At 34.4% G+C, this 21,424-nt stretch carries 24 protein-coding genes; 14 read left to right on the forward strand and 10 right to left on the reverse strand.

Annotation, left to right across the window (positions count from 1 at the left end; genetic code table 11):
• The first annotated feature begins 214 nt into the window (after window positions 1–214).
• The 6 genes from srlA (at window position 215) to srlR (ending at window position 4,343) form a co-directional block, all read left to right on the forward strand.
• Window positions 215–763, forward strand: coding sequence for a PTS glucitol/sorbitol transporter subunit IIC (gene srlA / locus GAPWK_RS01570; protein ID WP_025314542.1), 549 nt, complete (start codon window positions 215–217; stop codon window positions 761–763).
• A gap of 18 nt (window positions 764–781) precedes the next feature.
• Window positions 782–1,774 (forward strand): PTS glucitol/sorbitol transporter subunit IIB, encoded by a 993-nt coding sequence (gene srlE / locus GAPWK_RS01575; RefSeq protein WP_025314543.1) that lies wholly within the window; start codon window positions 782–784, stop codon window positions 1,772–1,774.
• 89 nt (window positions 1,775–1,863) lie between these two features.
• Window positions 1,864–2,232 carry a PTS glucitol/sorbitol transporter subunit IIA gene (locus GAPWK_RS01580; RefSeq protein WP_025314544.1) on the forward strand — a complete coding sequence of 123 codons (369 nt, stop codon included), beginning with the start codon at window positions 1,864–1,866 and terminating at the stop codon, window positions 2,230–2,232.
• A 12-nt stretch (window positions 2,233–2,244) separates the two neighbouring features.
• Window positions 2,245–3,024, forward strand: coding sequence for a sorbitol-6-phosphate dehydrogenase (gene srlD / locus GAPWK_RS01585; RefSeq protein ID WP_025314545.1), 780 nt, complete (start codon window positions 2,245–2,247; stop codon window positions 3,022–3,024).
• A gap of 74 nt (window positions 3,025–3,098) precedes the next feature.
• The gene (locus GAPWK_RS01590) at window positions 3,099–3,464 is read left to right on the forward strand and encodes a transcriptional regulator GutM (RefSeq protein WP_025314546.1); all 366 of its coding nucleotides are present in this window, start codon (window positions 3,099–3,101) and stop codon (window positions 3,462–3,464) included.
• A gap of 99 nt (window positions 3,465–3,563) precedes the next feature.
• Window positions 3,564–4,343, forward strand: coding sequence for a glucitol operon DNA-binding transcriptional repressor SrlR (gene srlR, locus GAPWK_RS01595; protein WP_025314547.1), 780 nt, complete (start codon window positions 3,564–3,566; stop codon window positions 4,341–4,343).
• A 213-nt stretch (window positions 4,344–4,556) separates the two neighbouring features.
• Here the strand turns inward: srlR and serA are convergent, their stop codons facing one another.
• Both serA and rpiA read right to left on the reverse strand, forming a co-directional pair.
• Window positions 4,557–5,798 carry a phosphoglycerate dehydrogenase gene (serA, locus tag GAPWK_RS01600; protein WP_025314548.1) on the reverse strand — a complete coding sequence of 414 codons (1,242 nt, stop codon included), beginning with the start codon at window positions 5,796–5,798 and terminating at the stop codon, window positions 4,557–4,559.
• Between the two features lie 68 nt (window positions 5,799–5,866).
• Window positions 5,867–6,532: a ribose-5-phosphate isomerase RpiA gene (gene rpiA, locus GAPWK_RS01605; RefSeq protein ID WP_025314549.1), complete on the reverse strand. Its 666-nt coding sequence runs from the start codon at window positions 6,530–6,532 to the stop codon at window positions 5,867–5,869.
• 206 nt (window positions 6,533–6,738) lie between these two features.
• Here rpiA and GAPWK_RS01610 point away from each other — a divergent pair, with 206 nt between their 5' ends.
• The 4 genes from GAPWK_RS01610 (at window position 6,739) to GAPWK_RS01630 (ending at window position 9,839) form a co-directional block, all read left to right on the forward strand.
• On the forward strand, window positions 6,739–7,644 hold the full coding sequence (locus GAPWK_RS01610) for a LysR family transcriptional regulator ArgP (protein ID WP_025314550.1): 906 nt from the start codon (window positions 6,739–6,741) through the stop codon (window positions 7,642–7,644).
• Between the two features lie 88 nt (window positions 7,645–7,732).
• Window positions 7,733–8,806, forward strand: a complete 1,074-nt coding sequence (hemE, locus tag GAPWK_RS01615; protein WP_025314551.1) for a uroporphyrinogen decarboxylase — start codon at window positions 7,733–7,735, stop codon at window positions 8,804–8,806.
• Window positions 8,799–9,392, forward strand: a complete 594-nt coding sequence (locus tag GAPWK_RS01620) for a YjaG family protein (RefSeq protein WP_025314552.1) — start codon at window positions 8,799–8,801, stop codon at window positions 9,390–9,392. The genes hemE and GAPWK_RS01620 overlap by 8 nt, the downstream gene beginning before the upstream one ends.
• A gap of 174 nt (window positions 9,393–9,566) precedes the next feature.
• Window positions 9,567–9,839, forward strand: a complete 273-nt coding sequence (locus tag GAPWK_RS01630) for an HU family DNA-binding protein (RefSeq protein ID WP_025314554.1) — start codon at window positions 9,567–9,569, stop codon at window positions 9,837–9,839.
• Between the two features lie 145 nt (window positions 9,840–9,984).
• Here GAPWK_RS01630 and ybaK read toward each other — a convergent pair whose 3' ends face one another.
• The 4 genes from ybaK to glyQ form a co-directional block, all read right to left on the reverse strand.
• Window positions 9,985–10,470, reverse strand: a complete 486-nt coding sequence (ybaK, locus tag GAPWK_RS01635) for a Cys-tRNA(Pro) deacylase (RefSeq protein ID WP_025314555.1) — start codon at window positions 10,468–10,470, stop codon at window positions 9,985–9,987.
• Between the two features lie 96 nt (window positions 10,471–10,566).
• Window positions 10,567–11,370 carry a hypothetical protein gene (locus tag GAPWK_RS01640; RefSeq protein ID WP_025314556.1) on the reverse strand — a complete coding sequence of 268 codons (804 nt, stop codon included), beginning with the start codon at window positions 11,368–11,370 and terminating at the stop codon, window positions 10,567–10,569.
• 73 nt (window positions 11,371–11,443) lie between these two features.
• On the reverse strand, window positions 11,444–13,513 hold the full coding sequence (gene glyS / locus GAPWK_RS01645; protein WP_025314557.1) for a glycine--tRNA ligase subunit beta: 2,070 nt from the start codon (window positions 13,511–13,513) through the stop codon (window positions 11,444–11,446).
• 10 nt (window positions 13,514–13,523) lie between these two features.
• Window positions 13,524–14,456, reverse strand: a complete 933-nt coding sequence (glyQ, locus tag GAPWK_RS01650) for a glycine--tRNA ligase subunit alpha (protein WP_025314558.1) — start codon at window positions 14,454–14,456, stop codon at window positions 13,524–13,526.
• 209 nt (window positions 14,457–14,665) lie between these two features.
• Here glyQ and envC point away from each other — a divergent pair, with 209 nt between their 5' ends.
• The gene (gene envC / locus GAPWK_RS01655) at window positions 14,666–15,877 is read left to right on the forward strand and encodes a murein hydrolase activator EnvC (protein WP_025314559.1); all 1,212 of its coding nucleotides are present in this window, start codon (window positions 14,666–14,668) and stop codon (window positions 15,875–15,877) included.
• Window positions 15,877–16,695: a divergent polysaccharide deacetylase family protein gene (locus GAPWK_RS01660; RefSeq protein WP_158413565.1), complete on the forward strand. Its 819-nt coding sequence runs from the start codon at window positions 15,877–15,879 to the stop codon at window positions 16,693–16,695. The genes envC and GAPWK_RS01660 overlap by 1 nt, the downstream gene beginning before the upstream one ends.
• Here the strand turns inward: GAPWK_RS01660 and rapZ are convergent, their stop codons facing one another.
• The 4 genes from rapZ to dsbB all read right to left on the reverse strand — a co-directional run bounded on the left by rapZ (window position 16,696) and on the right by dsbB (window position 19,578).
• Complete coding sequence (rapZ, locus tag GAPWK_RS01665) at window positions 16,696–17,544, reverse strand: RNase adapter RapZ (RefSeq protein WP_025314561.1); 849 nt, start codon at window positions 17,542–17,544, stop codon at window positions 16,696–16,698. It abuts the gene before it with no gap.
• An 84-nt stretch (window positions 17,545–17,628) separates the two neighbouring features.
• Window positions 17,629–18,225, reverse strand: a complete 597-nt coding sequence (locus GAPWK_RS01670) for an XTP/dITP diphosphatase (protein ID WP_025314562.1) — start codon at window positions 18,223–18,225, stop codon at window positions 17,629–17,631.
• Window positions 18,226–18,310: 85 nt separating this feature from the next.
• Window positions 18,311–18,967 (reverse strand): bifunctional tRNA pseudouridine(32) synthase/23S rRNA pseudouridine(746) synthase RluA, encoded by a 657-nt coding sequence (gene rluA / locus GAPWK_RS01675; protein WP_025314563.1) that lies wholly within the window; start codon window positions 18,965–18,967, stop codon window positions 18,311–18,313.
• A 92-nt stretch (window positions 18,968–19,059) separates the two neighbouring features.
• Entirely contained in the window at window positions 19,060–19,578 is a 519-nt protein-coding gene (gene dsbB, locus GAPWK_RS01680; RefSeq protein WP_025314564.1) for a disulfide bond formation protein DsbB, read from the reverse strand.
• Between the two features lie 148 nt (window positions 19,579–19,726).
• Between dsbB and rluC the strand changes: the two genes are divergently transcribed.
• Both rluC and GAPWK_RS01690 read left to right on the forward strand, forming a co-directional pair.
• Entirely contained in the window at window positions 19,727–20,716 is a 990-nt protein-coding gene (gene rluC, locus GAPWK_RS01685) for a 23S rRNA pseudouridine(955/2504/2580) synthase RluC (RefSeq protein ID WP_025314565.1), read from the forward strand.
• 17 nt (window positions 20,717–20,733) lie between these two features.
• A complete protein-coding gene (locus GAPWK_RS01690; RefSeq protein ID WP_025314566.1) occupies window positions 20,734–21,396 on the forward strand; it encodes a histidine phosphatase family protein in 663 nt (220 codons plus the stop codon).
• The last annotated feature ends 28 nt before the right edge of the window (window positions 21,397–21,424 follow it).

The raw sequence follows: 21,424 nt of genomic DNA on the forward strand, positions 1-21,424 counted from the left end.
CAAAGTCCAATCAAAATAAGCTATTGTTGGCTATCGCTGCTATTTTAATAATCTATGGATAATAATCGTTTCATACATCCTTTCCTTTTTTGATTATTTTTTAATTATTTTCTTTCACAATGAAAGAAAATATTTCAAAATGTGATCTAGTTAAAAGTTATTTATTTTTGATGTTGATAGTATTCAATCGAAATTTAACTCAATAGGAGACATTATGATTGATGCTATTTCATTTGGTGCCGAATGGTTTATTGGTTTATTCCAAGAAGGAGGCAAAGTTTTTGTAGGGATGGTAACGTCGATTTTACCATTATTAATTTCATTATTAGTTGTGATGAACGCACTTATTAAATTTATTGGGCAAGAACGTATTGAACGTTTAGCTCAAGCTTGTGCTGGTAATCCTGTTTCTCGTTATTTAATTTTACCGTTAATCGGTACTTTTGTGTTTTGTAACCCAATGACATTAAGTTTAGGTCGCTTTATGCCAGAGTTTTACAAACCAAGTTATTACGCCGCTTCATCTTATAGTTGTCATTCAATGAATGGTTTATTTCCTCATGTTAACCCTGGTGAACTTTTTGTTTATTTAGGGGTGGCTGCTGGCTTAACCACTTTAAATTTACCGTTAGGTCCTTTAGCGGTTAGCTATTTCCTTGTCGGTTTAGGTACTAACTTTTTTAGAGGTTGGATCACAGACTTTTGTACTGCCATTTTTGAAAGAAAAATGGGCATTAAATTAGATAGAAAAGTGCATTTATAACAAGGTGAGGAACACAAAATGGCTAAATTTATTCGTATAGAAAAAGGTGAATCTGGTTGGGGTGGGCCTTTAGAACTACCTATCATTGCAGGAAAAAAAATCGTCTATATTGCAGCTGGTACAAGACCTGCAATAGTTGACACACTCACTCAATTAACAGGCTGGCAAGCAATTGATGGTTTTAAAGAGGGTGAGCCACCTAAAGAAGAAATTGGCGTGGCTGTTATTGATTGCGGAGGAACATTGCGTTGTGGTATTTATCCAAAAAATCGTATACCAACGATTAATATTCATGCAACTGGAAAATCGGGGCCTCTTGCTCAATATATTGTTGAAGATATCTATGTTTCATCAGTAAAACCAAACAATATCACATTAATTGAAAAAGAGGGTGATGTAGTTAACCAAGCCGCATCTCAGGCAAGTAAAGCCACTTCTGAATTCAAAGAATATGATAGCAGCAAAAAAATCACTGAACAAAGTGATGGTTTATTAGCAAAAATCGGTATCGGAATGGGATCGGGTGTTGCCGTTTTCTTCCAAGCTGGTCGTGATACTATTGATACCGTACTTAAAACCATCCTTCCTTTTATGGCGTTTGTATCGGCATTAATCGGAATTATCATCGCATCTGGTCTTGGTGACTTTATCGCACATGGTCTAGTGCCATTAGCTAATAATCCACTCGGTCTAGTTATATTAGCCCTAATCTGTTCTTTCCCTTTACTTTCACCGTTCTTAGGACCAGGCGCAGTTATTGCACAAGTTATTGGTACTTTAGTCGGGGTGCAAATAGGGCTGGGTAATATTCCTCCTCATCTCGCTTTGCCTGCATTATTTGCCATTAATGCGCAAGCAGCATGTGACTTTATACCGGTTGGTTTGTCACTGGCAGAAGCTAAACAAGATACCGTCAGAGTTGGTGTCCCTTCGGTACTTGTTAGCCGCTTTTTAACAGGCGCGCCAACCGTATTAATTGCTTGGGGCGTTTCATTATTTATCTATCAATAAACCGATTAAAAATGGGATTGTGAATCCCGTTTTAAGCTAACAATAGCAATAGAAATGAGTTTTTAGTACAGAAAATAAGAAGGTTAAGAATGTCAGATGTTATCTATCAATCAAACATTAATCAAATTGGTGAATTTGCGTCAGAAGCATTAGCCAATGGCATGCTAATTCTATTTAAAACCGGTGCACCTGCCGATTTAGCCGATTACTGCTTTATTCATAGTCATGATGTTTTAAAGCAGGATTTGCAAGTCGGGCAAGTGATTCATTTAGGTAGTCATATTTATAACATTACCGCAGTAGGTGATGTAGCAAATGTTAATTTCCAACAATTAGGACATATCACAATAAGGTTTGATGGTAATAGTCAAGCTGAATTACCAGGAACGGTGCATGTAAAAGGTGAAATCCCTGAAAAACTTTTTGTAGGTGATGAAATTAAAATTTTAAATAATTAAGGAACATAAAAGATGAAACAAGTAGCAGTTATTGTAGGTGGTGGTCAAACTTTAGGTGAATTTTTATGTAAGGGTATTGCTGATGCTGGATACAAGGTTGCCGTTGCCGATTTAAATATCGCAAACGCTAATAAAGTTGCAGATGAGATAAACCAAAAACACGGTGCAGGTACTGCTAAAGGTTTTGGCGTTGATGCAACAAATGAAGGGAGTGTTATTCAGTTAGCAAATGATGTTAATGATACTTTTAAACGTGCGGATTTAATGGTGTACAGCGCTGGTGTTGCTAAAGCTGCGCCAATTACTAATTTCGTATTAAGTGATTTTCAACTATCAGTGAATGTAAACCTAACTGGTTATTTCTTATGTGCACGTGAATTTGCTAAATTAATGGTAAATCATAAAATCCCTGGTCGAATTATTCAAATTAACTCTAAATCAGGTAAAGTGGGCAGTAAACATAATTCAGGATACAGCGCAGCTAAATTTGGTGGCGTTGGGTTAACTCAATCACTGGCGCTGGATCTTGCTGATTATGGAATTACAGTGAACTCATTAATGTTAGGTAATTTATTAAAATCGCCAATGTTCCAATCATTAATACCTCAATATGCTAAAAAATTAGGTATTGCAGAAGATCAAGTTGAGCAAGTTTATATTGATAAAGTCCCACTTAAACGTGGATGTGATTATCAAGATGTACTTAATGTATTATTATTTTATGCTAGTGATAAAGCTTCTTATTGCACTGGACAATCAATTAATATAACGGGTGGTCAAGTGATGTTTTAATTAGAAAAAAGTGCGATAAGTTAATTTAAAACTTACCGCACTTTATTATTTAACTTATATAAAATGGACAAATTATGAATATGACCAATACGCTAATTATCATGGCATTGATTGCGTGGTGTATCCAAATTATTTTTAGTTGGTTTCAAATACGCCGTTTTAATCATGCTTTTTTATCCTTGAAAAAAGGTATGTACTTGGGAGTTGGTCGTAGTAAAAATAAACGTTTTAAACCCAGAGTATTAATTGCAATTTCTTTAGATGAAAACCAGATAGTCATTGATTCTGTTATTATGAAAGGAATTACGGTTTTTGCTATACCCAAACCTATCTCACAATTACATGGATTGTCAGTTTTAGATATTATACCTGAAAAGGTATTTCCTAATGAGCCATCTTCACAAAGTGCATTAACTGTCGCTTTGACTACCAATAAATGAAAATTAACTTTTATTTTGAAAAGTATTTTCTTTCATTATAAAGTATAATAATTATATAAAATAAAAATTTTTATACACTAATAATGATGGGATCCAAGCATGAAGGTAAGGCAAAGACAGACAGCTATTTTAGAATACTTGCAAAATCATGGCCAAGTTAGTGTTGATGAACTAGTTGAACACTTTAAAACTACTGGCACAACTATCCGTAAAGATCTTACACAACTTTATGAAAGTGGTTTAGTTTTGCGTACTTATGGTGGAGCTATGCTAAACCGTGAAATTGGTGACAGAGCCATCGATCATAAAACTTACATTAATACAGCTCAAAAAAAAGCGATTGCTGAAGAAGCCTCTAAATTGATCCATGAAGGTGATTCAATCATTTTTGATGCAGGTAGTACAGTTGCCCAAATGATCCCTATGCTTGCTAGATTCAATAATCTGACTATTATGACCAATAGTCTACATATGGTAAATGAACTGGTTGCGAATGATAATGACCAAACTATTATCTTAACGGGTGGAACATTTCGTCGTAAATCAGCTTCATTCCATAGCAATAATGCATCCGCCATTGCCGCTTTTGAATCCTACACGTTTGATAAACTTTTTATGGGTGCAGATGGCGTAGATTTAGTTGGTGGGGTTACCACATTTAATGAAAGCTATCATGGCAGTGTTGCAATGAGTAAAGCGGCTGCGAAATTAATCTTATTAGCGGATTCTTCAAAATTTGGAAGACGCAGTCCAAATGTGGTGTGCGATTTAAGTGCAGTCGATACCATCATTACAGACGATAATTTAGATGATAAATTCTATGATGCATTAATTGAAAAGGGTATTAAAGTTATAAAAGTAAAGCCATTAGACAAGTAAAAAACTCAAAATAAACAATCTTAGAAAGAATACAGATCAAAGTTTACATTAAATTTAATAATGAATATCAAAGCTTATTAAAATTGGTTTAATAATAAGCTTTGAGTCTTTAATAGCCTTGAGCCATTTCCGAAATTATAGATATGCGCTCTAACATTTTTTATTCATTAAATTTTTTAAAAAATAATCATCCGAGCATATCGATAAGATAAATTAAAATAATAGTCTAGCGCGAATGGTACCTTCTACATTTTTTAATTTAATTAATAACTCTTCGGCTTTGCTTTGTTCTACTCTATCAATATCAATAACAACATAACCAATTTTAGGATCGGTTTGTAAATATTGCGCAGATATGTTGAGTCCTTGTTCTGCAAATAAAGTATTAATTGCCGTTAATACACCAGGTTGATTATGATGAATATTGATAAAACGACTAGAGCCCTTCGCTGGAATTGGTAATGAAGCCTCAGGGAAATTAACTGCAGAAAGTGTAGCTCCCGTGTCTGAGTATTTAGCTAGTTTTGTCGCTACTTCAATACCAATGTTTTCTTGAGCTTCGCTAGTTGAACCGCCAATATGGGGAGTAATAATGACATTATCAAATTTACACAGTGGTGATTCAAATGGATCACTGTTGCTAGCAGGTTCGGTTGGAAATACATCAATTGCTGCACCACTAAGTTTATTGGCTTCTAAAGCTTGAGTAAGCGCATCAATATCGATCACACTGCCACGGGAAGCATTAATTAAAATTGCACCCGATTTCATCATATCAATTTCAGATTTGCCAATCATTTTAATTGTCGTTGCATTTTCAGGAACATGCATACTAACAATATCACTCATAGCAAGTAATTCTTGCATAGTTGAAATTTGTTTGGCATTTCCTAATGGTAATTTCGTTTCAATATCATAAAAGTAAACATTCATACCTAATGATTCAGCAAGTACACTCAATTGACTACCAATATGACCGTAACCAATGATACCTAAATTTTTACCTCGTGCTTCGTGAGAGCCTGTGGCTATTTTATTCCATTTTCCTTGATGAGCTCTAGCATTGGCTTCTGGTACACGACGAAGTAATAAAATAGCTTCAGCTAAGACTAGTTCAGCAACAGAACGAGTATTAGAAAACGGTGCATTGAAAACAGGAATACCTTTAACTGTAGCTGCGTCTAGTTCAACTTGATTGGTTCCAATACAAAAACAACCAATTCCAGCAAGTTTAGGTGCAGCATCAATGATATCTTTCGTTAACTGTGTCCTTGAACGAATACCTATAAACCTTGCATCTTTTAATGCAGTTTTAAGTTCGGTTTTGGATAATGCCCCTTTGTGATATTCAATGTTGTTAAAGCCTGCCGATTTAAGTGTTTCAATCGCGCTAGGGTGAACACCTTCAAGTAATAAAAACTTGTTTTCATCTTTCGTTAACGCCTGAACAACCATTATTTCCTCTCTTTCCTTCAAAGTATGATCGATATTTACTATGATTCGAAATTATAATCTGTTAAAAATTAGATAGCTTTATTTAACTCTTTTACACCAGTACTACATCCAACTAATGCAATATCTGCCCCTCTATTGGCAAATAATCCAACGGTTACCACACCTGCAATATTATTAATACGATGTTCTAATTCTAAGGGATTTGTGATGAGAAGATCATGCACATCTAAAATAACATTGCCATTATCGGTTACTACACCTTGTCGATATATTGGCTTACCACCAAGTTTGAATAATTCGCGGGCAACATAGGAACGAGCCATCGGAATCACTTCTATAGGTAATGGAAATTTTCCTAATACATCGACAACCTTTGATTCATCGACAATACATATAAACTGTTTAGCAAGTGCTGATACTATTTTTTCTCGTGTTAAAGCGGCTCCACCACCTTTTATCATTTGTAATTGTTGATTGATTTCGTCAGCTCCATCAACATATACATCTAAACTATCAATATCATTACAGTCTAGTACTGGAATACCATAGCTTTTCAATTTTTGTGTCGATGCTTCGGAACTTGAAACAGTGCCTTTTATTTGATCTTTGATTGTCGCTAGCGCATCAATAAAATGAGATGCAGTAGAACCTGTTCCGACTCCTACATATGAATCTGGTTTGATGTATTTTAAGGCTGACCAGCCTACAGCTTTTTTTAATTCGTCTTGTGTCATGTTATCATCCAATTTTTAGAATACTTTTTCTTAAAAAAATAAAATTTTAAAAGAAAAATTATTAAAGATATGGCATAGTACCCAATTGGAAAGCAAAAATCATTAGTATTTTAATAAATATATTAATTTTCGATATATCAAAAGTTTTTTCAATATTAAAGTAGCTTGAATATCCAAGCAATGATCAAATCATTAGTAAAGAGATTATGAAGCGTCCAGATTATAGAGCATTACAAGCATTAGATGCAGTGATAAAAGAACGGGGATTTGAACGTGCAGCTGATAAATTGTGCATCACACAACCAGCCGTATCGCAACGTATCAAACAATTAGAAAGCTTTTTTGGTCAACAGTTATTAGTTAGAACTATACCACCGAAAGCTACCAAGCAAGGAGAGCATCTTCTAGGATTATTGCATCAAGTTGAATTATTGGAACAGCAATGGTTAGGTGATAATGAACAAAACACGACACCATTGTCGTTATCTATTGCAATTAATGCTGACTCTTTAGCAACATGGCTTTTACCTGCTTTAAAACCAGTGTTGGAAAAAAATATTCTTCGTTTTGATATTCAAGTAAGGGATGAAGAACATACTTTAGAACTACTGCGTTTAGGTACGGTAGTTGCGGCAATCAGTATCCAACCCAATCCATTACCTGGTTGTTTATCTGATTTATTAGGGGCGCTTGACTATATTTTTGTGGCATCTCCTGAATTTGCTAAAAAATACTTTCCTAATGGTGTCACCCGATCTTCGCTTTTAAAAGCGCCTGCGGTAGCGTTTGACCACTTGGATGATATGCATCAAGCTTTTTTACAAGAAAACTTTAATCTAACGCCTGGCAGTGTAATTTGTCATATTACTAGTTCATCAGAGGCTTTTGTTCAGCTTGCTAAGCAAGGCTCTGCCTGCTGTATGATACCGATGTTACAAGTTGAACAAGAATTAAAAAATGGCGAATTAGTAAATCTGACTGAAGGTCTATACCAAAGACGAATGCTTTATTGGCATCGGTTTGCACCTGAAAGTAGTGTAATGCAAAATATTTCTGAGACTTTAATTCGTTATGCCCAACGTTCCTTATCACAGCCACAAGATAGGAAGTAATAAATAAAATTCAATGTTTTATACTGAAACGTAGTGTTAACCTGAAACTTTTTTACAAAGTGCAATAACCACTTATAGAGCAGATAATATGAGTCAATTAAAAAATGATCGTTATTTACGCGCATTACAGTGTTTACCTGTTGATTACACCCCTATTTGGATGATGCGACAAGCTGGACGTTATCTGCCTGAATATCGACAATTACGAGCTAAAGCTAATGATTTTATGACGATGTGTCAAACACCAGAATTGGCGTGTGAAGTAACTTTACAACCTTTGCGTCGATTTGATCTTGATGCAGCGATTATTTTTTCGGATATATTAACCATTCCCGATGCAATGGGACTTGGATTATATTTTGAAGTAGGTGAAGGCCCCAAATTTGCTAAATCAATATCTCAATTATCTGATATTGAAAAATTACCCATTCCCGATCCACAGTTATCTCTTGGCTATGTAATGGATGCGATCCGTTTGACTAAAAAAGAGCTAAATGGAAAAGTTCCTTTAATTGGTTTTTCTGGTAGTCCTTGGACGTTAGCTACTTATATGATTGAAGGTGGTAGCAGTAAATCCTTTACTAAAATAAAAAAGATGCTTTATAGTCATCCCGAAGCTCTGCATCTATTACTTGAAAAATTGGCGACGAGTGTTGCTTTATATTTAAACGCGCAAATTGAAGCAGGAGCTCAATCAATTATGATATTTGATACTTGGGGTGGCGTTTTAAGTCATCAAAGTTATCAAACATTTTCTCTAAACTATATGCAATTAATATTATCAAATTTAAAACGAGGTAATAAAACTCAGAATGTTACCTCATATGTGCCTGTTACTTTTTTTACCAAAGGTGGCGGATTGTGGTTAGATAGTATAATTAACACTGGCTGTGATGCTATTGGTGTTGATTGGACAGTTAATTTGAGTGATATTCGACAAAAAGGTAAAGTTGCTGTGCAAGGTAATTTGGATCCTTCAATTTTATATGCTGATAGACAAACAATAGAATCTAATGTTGATGCTGTTCTTAAAGAATATGGTACAAATAATGGTCATATTTTTAATTTAGGGCACGGTATTCATCAAGATACTCCAGTAGAACATGTACAATCTTTAATTGAGGCTGTACATCAACGCTCCAAAAGGTTTCATCATGATTAAAAATCCAGTTCAGTTAAGAATCGAAAAATTAGCATTATGGCAACAACGTTTATTTATGCTTTGTTTGTGTGAGAGAATGTATCCAAATTTTGTCTTTTATGCAAAACAGCAGCAAAATGACGAAGATGCTAAAAGTTATAAGAAGATACTTGATCTGATGTGGGAATCATTATTAGTTGAGAACGTAAAAATTAATTTTGATTTACAGTTGGAAAAGTTAGAAGTAATTATTCCTATTATCACCGAAGATAGTCCTTATATTATTTACCCTGCTATTGATGCATGTCAGGCATTAAGTGAGGTTTTACACTCATATTTAACCGGTGAAGTAACCGAACACGCAGCAAAAGTGAGTAGTATATCGGCAACAACCGTTGCAGAATTTGAAATGACAAAATCGAATATTGTTCTAAGTGAAGATGAACAACAAACTTTACCTAGCGTGATCGATGAATTTGATTTTCAATGGGAAATATTTCGAATATTACGAGATGAAAATAACGATATGATTGACTTAATAAAAGGTTTAAAAGCTGATATTCGAGAGTCTGCAATAAGTAATATTGGTGTTTTTTTGAGCGATTAAGCTTTTAAATGCGTCATTTTTTTATTTTTTACCAAATTTTTCTTTAACATTAGAAGAATATAGACTACATTTAATAGCAATGTAATCTGAAGTTGTTTACAGAAGCAAAGTTGACTTTCGACATTGCTTATAATGTTAACTTTAACAATAAAATAATTATGTAAGGATATTTCCATGAATAAAACAGAACTTGTCGATGCTATTGCTAGCAAAGCAGATATTACAAAAGTTGCTGCAAAAACAGCTCTAGAAGCAACATTAGCCGCTATTACTGAATCATTAAAAGCTGGTGAGCCAGTGCAACTAGTTGGTTTTGGTACATTCAAAGTTAATGATCGAAAAGCTCGCGTTGGTCGTAATCCAAAAACTGGTAAAGAAATCAAAATTGCCGCAAGTAAAGTACCCGCATTTGTATCAGGTAAAAGCTTAAAAGAAGCAATCAAATAAGTTTGTTTTTCTTCCTATTTTTATTATATTGAAGATATGTACTTTTGGTCATGAGACGTTGTCTTATGACCAGGTTTTTAACTTGTCTAATTACTTTTTTACATACTGCGATTTGTTAGAAAATAAAAGCCGATACAAGCCAAACTTAAGATTTTATCTCTACAAATTTTGCGTTTAATACTTTAGCTAAGTCTTGTGGGATGAGTTCTATCTCTAAACCTCTTCTTCCTCCCGAGATAAACATTTTTTTTAGTTGATCTGCACTTGAATCAATAAGTGTCGGTAATTGCTTTTTTTGGCCTAATGGACTAATGCCACCCACTAAATAACCTGTGATTTTTTGAGCTAAATTAGGATCTGCTAAATCAACTTTTTTGCAGTTCAGTGCTTTAGCTACTTTTTTAAGATCTAAATGATTATCAACTGGTAATACACATACTGCTAACGTTTTATCGTTACCATTTAAACTCACTACTAATGTTTTAAACACTTGTGCAGGAACTACATTTAAATTAGGATCGAGTTTATTTATTGCTTCTTGTCCATAATGTGTGTCGTTAGGATCATGCTCATATTGGTGAATTTTAAATATGATATTTAACTTTTTAAGAAGTTTAATCGCAGGTGTCATAGTGAGATGTCTACTATAATTAAATAAAATAGGTTAATAATTGAATTTTTTCTACCCCATTAACATTTATTAATGAGGTAGAAAAAATGATTATTTTTAAATAATTAAATTGTTATTTTGCTGTGGTGGTTCAAAAGTTGATTTATTACTTATTAATAGCATATTCAAGCGATAAAAGAAACAAATTGTAAAAACATTTAAGATTGTTATTATTGTTGGATAAATAACAGATAAAAAGATATTATTGTTTGCGCCACTAAGAAGCGAAATGATTACAACTATAAGTAAATATATTAACATCATCGGAAGAGCAAAACGCCAATGGGTTAATGTTGATCTGTTACATTCAGCAAATTTTTCGAAAAAACTTTTAGTTGTTGGTTGAGTAATTAATCCACAAAAATTATAGTAAAGTGCATTAAAAAATATAGCAAACACAAGTGCGACGATTGCAAATAGTAAAATGGTTAGCTCCTTTGGAATAATGATTCCCAAAACCATAAATATTAATATCCCCATTAGAAAAATTACTGGCAATATGATTAAGAAAATCAGCTGAAAACCAATTATATTTAGTGCATTGGGTAGAATTCGAGAGAATACTGTATTTGTATTAAGATAATCATTGATAGAGTAGTTATAAATTACGGCAATTAAAATCGCATCAATTATCATAAATAACACTGATTTAATTATTACCATTTTTAATAAAAGTGGAAATCCGCTTGGATTACCTGCTTGAAGTAATTGAGTAATAATTGCTATATCAAAAGTATTTTTTAAAAGTAATGAAGCGACTAAATTTAATAAAAAACTGATTAGCGCGATTGGCCAAAACCGATTTCGAATAAAATTAGCGGTCTGACTAAAAACTATGGAAAAAGAGACTTCTGTTTTCATGTTTATATTCTTACCTTATTAGTATTAGTGGTAACCGTAAAGCTACCACTAAATATAATTAACAAAAGAGATACTATTGTAAAAGTGAAATATCAGCAACTTTTAAAAATAAATTTTGTAGTTTTTTCAAAAGAGCTAGACGATTAAGTTTGATCTGCTCATCATCGACCATCACCATGACATTTTCAAAGAAAGCATCAATCGGTGTTTTAAGTGCTGCTAATTCAACTAAAGCCTCTTGATAACGTCCATCGTTAAAATAAGGTGCTAATTTATCCGTTAATATCAATACTTGTTTGGCTAATTCTCCTTCAGCACCATCTACCAATAGGGCAGCATTAACATGTTCAGAAATAACGCTATCGGTTTTAGACAAAATATTAGAAACACGCTTATTGGCTTCCGCTAATGATGATGCTTCTGATAGTGTTCTAAAATGAGTTACCGCCTTAACTCTTGCATCAAAATCGGCAGGTTTCGTCGGATTAAGTGCTAATACAGCTTGAATGGTATCAATAGTAAAACCTTGCTCTTGGTACCAAGCACGGAATCGACCTTGCATAAAGCTAACAATATCTTCGATAACATTTTTATTAGTTAACTTATCGCCATATAGTGATACTGCATAAGTTGACAAGTCGGCTAAATCTAATGGTAACGCTTTTTCAACAATAATACGTAGGACACCAATAGCTGCACGACGTAACGCAAATGGATCTTTATCCCCCTTAGGATGTTGGCCAATACCAAAAATACCTGCTAACGTATCCATTTTTTCGGCAATTGAGACCGCGCATGATACATAAGTGCTTGGCAATTCATCACCAGCAAAGCGAGGTTTGTATTGTTCTTCAATAGCTGTTGCAACTTCAACACTTTCTCCATCTTTAAGTGCTAAATAGCGACCCATAATACCTTGCGTTTCAGGGAACTCGAAGACAGTATTTGTCACTAAATCACATTTAGTCAGTTTACCAGCGCGCTTTGCTTGCTCAACATTAGTACCAATTTTATCAGCAATAAAACCAGACAATGCTTCTAAACGTAATACTTTATCCTTCACCGTTCCCAATTGTTGTTGAAATAGAACAGTTTCAAGACGTGGCAAACGTTCTTCTAAACGTTGTTTTAAATCAGTTTGATAAAAGAATTCAGCATCAGCTAAACGAGGGCGTACCACCTTTTCATTACCTGAAATCACAACTTGTGGGTCTTTTGATTCAATATTTGCCACAAAAATAAAATTTGGTAGCAATTTGCCTTGCTTATCATAAACTGGAAAGTATTTTTGATCACCTTTCATGGTATAAACTAGTGATTCGGCAGGTACAGCTAGAAAGCGTTCTTCAAATTTAGCTGTTAATACAACTGGCCATTCAACTAAAGAAGAGACTTCCTCAAGTAAACTGTCGGTTAAATCAGCTTTACCATTAAGTTTGGTTGCCGCGTCTTGCGCTTGTTGTTTGATGATAGCTTTACGTTTATCATAATCCGCAATGACGTTACCTCGTTGCTCTAAAATATCTGGGTATTGATCTGCGTTATCAATAGTAAATTCTTGCTCACCCATAAAGCGATGACCACGAATTACTCGATTAGATTCAATATCTAAAATAGTGCCAGGAACTAAATCTTCACCATAAAGCATTGTTACAGTATGACTAGGTCGAATAAATTCAACTTGACGAGCCGCCCAACGCATTGGTTTAGGAATGGGTAATTTGCTTAATGCGTTTTTTACCATATCACACAATAAATTAACGACAGGCTGACCTTTTTGATTTTGCGTGTAACTAAGCCATTCACCCTTATCTGTTTGAATGCGCTGAGCCTGATCTATGCTAATACCACATCCGCGCGCCCATCCTTCGGCTGCTTTGGTTGGATTGCCATTTGCATCAAATGCAGCGCTTAACGCTGGGCCACGTTTAACGATTTGGCTATCTGGCTGTGTATCATTTAAATTCAATACTTTTAATGCTAACCGACGAGGCGATGCATACCAAAGCACTTCACCATGTTCTAATTTGGCATTATCAAGTTGTTCAATAAAATTAGCTGCAAAACTTTCAGCCAATGTTCGGAGTGATTTTGGAGGTAACTCTTCAGTACCAATTTCCACTAAAAATGTTTTTTGCATAATCTTTAAATTCCTACTTTGCTGCGCTTTGGTTAGAACGTGAATTTTGGCACATAGGGAAGCCAAGAGCTTCGCGTGATGCATAGTATGCTTCGGCCACCATTTTAGTTAATGTTCTGATACGTAAAATATATCGCTGTCTTTCAGTAACAGAAATTGCTTTACGAGCGTCCAGTAAATTAAAACAGTGAGCCGCTTTTAAAATACGTTCATAAGCCGGTAATGGCAGTGGTTTTTCAAGTTCAAGTAAAAATTTAGCTTCTTTTTCATGTTGTTCAAAGCAGTAAAATAAAAATTCGGTATTGGCATATTCAAAATTATAAGTTGATTGTTCAACTTCATTTTGATGAAACACATCACCATAAGTTGTTTTACCAAAGGCGCCGTCACTCCACACTAAATCGTATACGCTATCCACACCTTGAATATACATGGCAAGTCGTTCAAGACCATAAGTGATCTCACCTGTAACAGGTTTACACTCAAGTCCTCCAACTTGTTGAAAATAAGTGAATTGGGTGACTTCCATACCATTTAACCAAACTTCCCAACCTAGTCCCCATGCACCTAAAGTAGGATTTTCCCAATTATCTTCAACAAAACGAATATCATTAATCGTTGGGTCAAGCCCTAATTCTTTTAATGAACCTAAATATAACTCTTGAATATTGTCAGGAGAAGGTTTTAAAATAACTTGAAATTGATAATAATGTTGTAGCCTGTTTGGGTTTTCGCCATAGCGACCATCGGTAGGGCGACGCGAAGGTTGCACATAAGCAGCATTAATTGGCTCAGGACCAAGTGCTCGTAAGCAAGTCATAGGGTGTGATGTGCCTGCGCCAACTTCCATATCTAATGGTTGAATCATTGTACAACCTTGATTAGCCCAGTAATCTTGTAACGTTAGTATTAACCCTTGAAAGGTTTTGACATTAAACTTTTGCATGATGTTATCTTTATGGTTGAATTGATTTTTTGGTAATTTAAATAGTTTTGTATTTTATACTTTTTATCAGTGCTTGTGAAATGCCTAATATACTATATGCTGCAATTATTCTTAAACCCGCTGAGATGGTATACATTTTGCATATTTAGTTATTTGTATGTATAGTGGTTTATCATTTACGTTTGATAATAAATCCTTATTACAACTCTATGGCTATTTATCAAAAGTTTCTTATCCCTATTTTAATTGGCTTAATGCATGCCAACTTTTTGTATGCGATTGATGACAATCAAAAATTACAAAATTTGCGCCAGTCAATTAAAGAACAAGAAATTCGGTTAGCTGAACAGAAAAAGGAAAGGACACAATTAGTTAGTGATCTCAAACAACAAGAAACAGAGATAGCCAAACTGCTGGCTTCAATTGAGAAAAATAGTGCTACACTGAATAAACTTAATAAGGAAATCTCTCAGTTAATCAAGCAAATTGATGATTTAAACATTAAACAACAGCAGCAAAGACGCGCATTAGCTAAGCAGCTTGAAACGGCTTTTAAACTGGGTAAGAACACCGGCTTTGAGCTTATTTTTGCTAGTGAACAAAGTGAACGCAATGAGCGCCTAATCACCTATTTTGGTTATATTAATGATGCCAGAGAACAACATATTAATGCCCTGCGTGAAACGCAATTGCAACTTAACGAAAAAAAATTAGCTTTACAAAAAAAGCAGGTTTCTCAACAGACGTTACAAACAAAGCAGAAGCAGGAGCAGGTTGGACTTGAAAAAAATCGCCAAGATAGAAAAAAAACGATTACCTCATTAGAATCATCCATGCAAGTTAATCAACAAAAACTGGCTCAATTGCATGAAAATGAGGCAAAACTACAAGCAAAAATTGCTGAAGCAGAGAGAGAAAGCCGACGTATAGCAGAGGAAGAAGCAAGACAAGCAAAAAAAATTCAAGCAAAACAAAAAAATAATAATTATACTTTAAGCTCAGAAGAGCGAGCCCTCATGGCTCGAGTTAGTGGTATTGGTAAACCTAAACGCCAATTTAATTGGCCAGTAAGTGGATCTGTCTTACATCAATTTGGCGAATCATTACAAGGTGAACTGTATTGGAAAGGGATGGTTATCAATGCTAAAGATGGTACACAAGTAAAAGCGATAACTGATGGACGCGTAATATTAGCAAGCTGGTTACAAGGTTATGGTTTTGTTGTTGCAATTGATCATGGTAAAGGTGATATGAGTTTGTATGGGTATAATCAAAGAGTGCTTGTGGCAGTCGGTGATAAAATTTATAGTGGTCAACCCATTGCGTTAGTGGGCTCAAGTGGCGGACAAAATAGTTCAGGATTATATTTTGAAATTCGTCGAGATGGAAAAGCTTTAAATCCTAGTGGATGGTTAAAATAGTGGTTCGTTTACTCATTTCAATGGCCATTGGTCTATTATTACAAACAAGCAATGTATGGGCAGCAGAGTTAGCAATAGTTATTGATGATTTTGGCTATAGACAACATAATGAAGAGCAAATTATTAAACTTTCACCTAATATTACGGTGGCGGTGTTGCCTAATTCTCCAAATGCACATCATATTGCCAATATCGCTCATGAGCATGGTAATGATGTGATGATTCACTTACCAATGGCTCCGTTTGGTAAGCAGCCGTTAGAAAAAGATACGTTGTATCCTTATATGGAAGAAGAAGAAGTTGATCGTATTGTAACCAATGCGGTAGCGCTTGTACCTTATGCAATTGGAGTTAATAACCACATGGGCAGCTTAATGACATCCAGCCAAATTGGAATGGAAAATGTTATGAAAGCGCTAAGTTATCACTCAATGTTTTTTTTAGATAGTAAAACCGTCGGAAAAACAGCCGTCAGAGAAGCGGCAAGTCTTTATGATATTCCAGTTGTAGAACGAGATGTATTTTTAGACGATAAGCAAAATGAGGCTGTTATCAGTCAACAATTCGATTTAGCTATCAGAGTTGCACGTAAAAATGGTTCTGCCATTGCGATTGGGCATCCACATCCACAGACGCTCAATGTGCTTAAACACAAATTGGCTAACTTACCGTCTGATATTGAATTAATCAAAATCAGTCAACTTGTAACTCCTTTAACAACAGAATCTAAGCCGAAAGTAACATTAAAATATATTTTGGAGCACTGCATAAATCAATTAGAAGATGCATGGAATTTTAATAATAATCTAAATAAATAATTATTTTTTTTCTAATGTTCTATGGCGAATTTGTATTTGTTTATTTTGTGTTTTAAAAAATTCAGCTAATTGCTCTGCAATGAACACAGAACGGTGTTGTCCTCCTGTACAGCCAATAGCGATAGTTAAATAACTGCGATTATTTTTCTCCAACATTGGCAACCATTGTTGCAAATAATTAGCTGTTTGATAGATAAAATTAGTTACTTCGTCTTGTTTTGATAGATAATTTATTACAGGCTCATCTAATCCTGTCAAGGGTCTTAAATTGATATCCCAATGAGGATTAGGTAAAAAACGGACATCAAACACAAAATCGGCATCAACAGGCAAACCGTGTTTAAACCCAAATGATTCAAAAATCATAGTTAATTCACGCTCTTTTTTACCTAAAATACGCGCTCTTAAAATATCAGATAATTGGTGAACGGAAAGATTATCTGTATTAATAACCAAACTGGCATGCGATTTTAATGACTCTAAATAATTTTCTTCAAGATCGATTGCTTCTTCAAGTGAATGCTTTTGATTGGCTAAAGGGTGTACTCGTCTTGTTTCACTATAACGACGGATAAGAGTGTTACGGCTACAGTCTAAGAAAATAATTTCAGGCGTTACTGATTCAGGAAGTTTTTGCAGTATATCATGATCAAATTCAAAGTTGATAGGTAAATTACGAATATCAATACTAACAGCGACAGGGGTATTATTGTTTTTTAATGCATCGGCTAATTGTGGTAATAAAGCGACAGGAATATTATCAACACAATAAAATCCCATATCCTCTAGCGCTCGTAATGCAATTGATTTACCAGAACCAGAACGACCACTTACTATCATCAGAATCAAAATTTAAACTCCATTATTGATGGTTTATGTAAGTATATACTGTTTGTTTGTAAAGATACAATTTTGTAAATATATGATACTGGTTTAATATTCGGTTTTAATCTTAGCAATAAGTTGTTTAAGCGCTTGTCCTCGATGTGAAATCTGACTTTTATGCTCTTTTGTTAACTCTGCGGCGCTACAATTTAATTCAGGTACATAAAATAATGGATCATAGCCGAAGCCACCATCACCTCGTGTTTCATTTAAAATAATGCCATTCCACTTTCCTAAACAAATAATTGGTGTTGGATCATTTTCATGCCGCATAAACGCCAATGCACAATAAAAATAAGCAGTACGTTTTTCATTTGGTACATTTTTTAATTCCTGCAATAATTTTTGATTATTACTCCCATCATTACCATGTTCACCAGCATAACGGGCAGAATAGATACCTGGAGCACCGTTAAGTGCATTAATTACTAATCCTGAATCATCAGCGATTGCTGGCAATCGAGTAAATTTAGCAGTATGTCTTGCTTTTAATATCGCATTTTCAATAAAGGTTAAACCTGTTTCATCCACATCTGGCACATTGAACTCTTTTTGTGCAACAACATTAAAACCAGCATCGGCTAAAAGGTTTTGTAGCTCATTAACTTTACCTTGGTTATTCGTTGCTAAAACAATTTTTTGCATTTTGATTTCCTTAACATAACTGGTTTGTGAAATATTACTGCTAGCGAATTTTGTGTAATTGTCGTTATTTAATATATGAATATTTTCAAAAATCAGGCTCGCACGTAAAAGTCATGCTTTCACCTGTTTTCGGATGATTTATTGTCAGTGATTGAGCATGTAACAGCAATCTTTGAGACATCGAAAATGCCTCAGGATGTGCATAAAATTTGTCTCCCAAAATTGGATGCCCAATGGCTTGCATATGCACACGTAATTGATGTGAACGTCCCGTATACGGAAATAATTTAACTCGGGTGGTATTATTCTCATTTCGTGACATGACTTGATATTGAGTTAATGCATGTTTACCGTTTTCAAGATCCACCATTTGTCTTGGACGATTTGGCCAATCACAAATTAAAGGTAGTTCAACTTGTCCAGTATCTTGCTCAAGATGCCCATATACTACAGCAATATATGTTTTTTTGGGGATCCGTTCACGAAATTGTTTTTTTATCTCTCGATCGGCTAATTTTGATAGTGCTACAACCATAATACCACTGGTTGCCATATCTAAGCGATGAACAGATTCGACATAACTATATTTTTGTTGTAAACGGTGAATAATACTATCAATAAACTGAGGTTTATTACCTGATACAGATAATATCCCAGGCTGTTTATTAACAACGACAATATGGTCATCTTGATGTAGGATTGAAAGCCAAGGGTCAATAGGTGGATGATATTCCAAAAGCATTTATATATGACAATTCTTAAAATAAAATTGTCATATATTCTAGCAAACTCAACAAAAAGCGCCAGTTTTATAAAAGCGGCGCTGGTTGCAAATTATATTTTCTTTGCTGGAAAGAATTGAGAAATTAATATGGTTAGACCTACAAAAAGATAACAAGCAAAAATAATAATCATCCATTGAGACATTTCGATGGTTAAAAAAGTCCAAATTTTATCGGCACATGAGCCATAGGCATTAAACATACTTGGTAACCATTGATTTAAAGGTAACCAAGATGGAAACTGAACGTTAATTGCACAGGTGTCACTGAAATTAGGTTCAAATTGTAAATGAGCGTGAAATGTAGCTAATGTAAATCCTTTATAGGCACTAAATAACCAAACCAAAATTCCGCCTAATCGAAAAATATAATTATTAGGCTTAATTAGTCCGATAATGCTTGCGATCATAATCCCAAAAATAGCACAGCGTTGATAAATGCATAATGTACAAGGCGCTAGACCTAACCCATGTTGAAAAAAGAGCGCTGTTAATTCAAAAATAAAGGTAGAAAGGAATAATAAAAACCAAGCAGCTCTGCCATTTGAGTAATGATTGAGTAGTGATAACATACTATTTTATTCCTCCATATTCCGTTATAATTACCTATCTTTAATTATATCGAAAGTAATCTATCTAATTTTTAAGTTATGCTAGTGTAGTTTATTTTCGGATAATGTAAACGACTTTTATATATTGATGGCGGATTAATCACTTCTTATGGATTCAAACGTTCCACAAACAAAATTGCAAGTCTCATTTGTCACAATTTCAGAAGAAAATGCGACACAACGAATTGATAACTTTTTAATTACACACCTAAAAGGTGTTCCTAAAAGTATGATTTATCGCATACTAAGAAAAGGTGAAGTAAGAGTTAATAAAAAACGCGTTAAACCTGAATATAAATTAAATAATGGCGACGAGATTCGTATTCCTCCTATTCGCGTTGCTGAAAAAACAACACCCGAAATTTCAACTAAGCTTAATAAAGTTGCTGATTTAGAAAAAGCAATCATTTATGAAGACGACGTTATTTTAGCCATTAATAAGCCTTCTGGTATTGCTGTTCATGGCGGAAGTGGTTTAAGTTTTGGTGTCATTGAAGGATTACGCGCATTAAGACCCGAAGCAAAGTTTTTAGAATTAGTTCATCGAATTGATCGTGAAACATCGGGTGTATTATTAATAGCAAAAAAACGTTCAGCATTAAAAGCATTACATGAGCAGCTTAGACTTAAACAGATGCAAAAAAATTATTTGGCATTAGTAAAAGGAAATTGGCCGTCAGAATGTAAAGTAGTGCAGGCACCATTACTTAAAAACGTATTAAAAAGTGGGGAACGTGTTGTCAAAGTTGATAAAGAAGGAAAACCTTCTGAAACGCGATTTAAAGTTGAAGAGCGATTTGATTTTGCAACTTTAATTAAAGCTAGTCCAGTTACAGGACGTACTCATCAAATTCGAGTTCATACTCAATATGCTAACCATCCAATTGCTTTTGATGATCGTTATGGTGATAACCAATTTGATATGCAACTGGCAGATACCAAACTTAACCGATTATTTTTACACGCAGCTAATGTGAAATTTATTCATCCTAAAACTTTACAAGAAATGCAGTTACATGCACCGATGGATGATAAGTTGCAAGCATGTTTAAATCAGCTTAGAAATGATAAATATCAACAAACAGAATCATTAAAATAAAAAGGTAATAAGTGCGAATGAAAGATCTCAATTTATACTTAATTAGACATGGGCAAACAGAGTGGAATATTAAAGATCAAATGCAAGGATCGCAAAATTCTCCTCTGACAGAACAAGGCGTTTTAGGGGCTAAAATAACAGGGCAATATTTAAAAGATGTTCCTTTTTTGCAAGCATACTCTAGTACTCAACAACGTGCCATAGAAACGCGTAATTATATCATTAACGAAAATATCAAAGATATTCCCACATTTGAACTGTCCGATTTGCAAGAAATGGATTTTGGTGATTGGGAGGGTAGACATGTACCTGCTCTTAAAAAAGAAGTGCCAGAATTTACGACTTATTTAACTGATCCTGCTAATTTTGATGCTTCTGTCAATAAAGGTGAAAATTATCTTGATGTTCTAACGCGTATGAAACAAGGACTAAATACTATAATCCAAAGAGCGCCACAAAATACGGGTAATATTTTAGTCGTTTCGCATGGAACGGTATTACGGTTATTACTCTGCGTATTAAATGGTGGTGATTGGCGTTTTCACCGTGATGATCAATACTTTCCGCGCATGTTAAATACCAGTGTAAGTGTTGTTAATTATCAACAAGCGGATGATGAGGCAGAAGGAAAATTTACGGTTAAATACTATAATAATGTCGATCATTTAACGGATAAATAATCGGTCAGGTAATTTTTATTATCTCTCA

It is taken from the genome of Gilliamella apicola (assembly GCF_000599985.1).
Lineage (GTDB): Bacteria > Pseudomonadota > Gammaproteobacteria > Enterobacterales > Orbaceae > Gilliamella > Gilliamella apicola.

Excerpts from the sequence above, each read along its gene's own strand:
- srlA (WP_025314542.1), top strand. The coding sequence starts at position 215 with ATGATTGATGCTATTTCATTTGGTGCCGAATGGTTTATTGGTTTATTC.
- srlE (WP_025314543.1), top strand. The coding sequence starts at position 782 with ATGGCTAAATTTATTCGTATAGAAAAAGGTGAATCTGGTTGGGGTGGG.
- GAPWK_RS01580 (WP_025314544.1), top strand. The coding sequence starts at position 1,864 with ATGTCAGATGTTATCTATCAATCAAACATTAATCAAATTGGTGAATTT.
- srlD (WP_025314545.1), top strand. The coding sequence starts at position 2,245 with ATGAAACAAGTAGCAGTTATTGTAGGTGGTGGTCAAACTTTAGGTGAA.
- GAPWK_RS01590 (WP_025314546.1), top strand. The coding sequence starts at position 3,099 with ATGAATATGACCAATACGCTAATTATCATGGCATTGATTGCGTGGTGT.
- srlR (WP_025314547.1), top strand. The coding sequence starts at position 3,564 with ATGAAGGTAAGGCAAAGACAGACAGCTATTTTAGAATACTTGCAAAAT.
- serA (WP_025314548.1), bottom strand. The coding sequence starts at position 5,798 with ATGGTTGTTCAGGCGTTAACGAAAGATGAAAACAAGTTTTTATTACTT.
- rpiA (WP_025314549.1), bottom strand. The coding sequence starts at position 6,532 with ATGACACAAGACGAATTAAAAAAAGCTGTAGGCTGGTCAGCCTTAAAA.
- GAPWK_RS01610 (WP_025314550.1), top strand. The coding sequence starts at position 6,739 with ATGAAGCGTCCAGATTATAGAGCATTACAAGCATTAGATGCAGTGATA.
- hemE (WP_025314551.1), top strand. The coding sequence starts at position 7,733 with ATGAGTCAATTAAAAAATGATCGTTATTTACGCGCATTACAGTGTTTA.
- GAPWK_RS01620 (WP_025314552.1), top strand. The coding sequence starts at position 8,799 with ATGATTAAAAATCCAGTTCAGTTAAGAATCGAAAAATTAGCATTATGG.
- GAPWK_RS01630 (WP_025314554.1), top strand. The coding sequence starts at position 9,567 with ATGAATAAAACAGAACTTGTCGATGCTATTGCTAGCAAAGCAGATATT.
- ybaK (WP_025314555.1), bottom strand. The coding sequence starts at position 10,470 with ATGACACCTGCGATTAAACTTCTTAAAAAGTTAAATATCATATTTAAA.
- GAPWK_RS01640 (WP_025314556.1), bottom strand. The coding sequence starts at position 11,370 with ATGAAAACAGAAGTCTCTTTTTCCATAGTTTTTAGTCAGACCGCTAAT.
- glyQ (WP_025314558.1), bottom strand. The coding sequence starts at position 14,456 with ATGCAAAAGTTTAATGTCAAAACCTTTCAAGGGTTAATACTAACGTTA.
- envC (WP_025314559.1), top strand. The coding sequence starts at position 14,666 with ATGGCTATTTATCAAAAGTTTCTTATCCCTATTTTAATTGGCTTAATG.
- GAPWK_RS01670 (WP_025314562.1), bottom strand. The coding sequence starts at position 18,225 with ATGCAAAAAATTGTTTTAGCAACGAATAACCAAGGTAAAGTTAATGAG.
- rluA (WP_025314563.1), bottom strand. The coding sequence starts at position 18,967 with ATGCTTTTGGAATATCATCCACCTATTGACCCTTGGCTTTCAATCCTA.
- dsbB (WP_025314564.1), bottom strand. The coding sequence starts at position 19,578 with ATGTTATCACTACTCAATCATTACTCAAATGGCAGAGCTGCTTGGTTT.
- rluC (WP_025314565.1), top strand. The coding sequence starts at position 19,727 with ATGGATTCAAACGTTCCACAAACAAAATTGCAAGTCTCATTTGTCACA.
- GAPWK_RS01690 (WP_025314566.1), top strand. The coding sequence starts at position 20,734 with ATGAAAGATCTCAATTTATACTTAATTAGACATGGGCAAACAGAGTGG.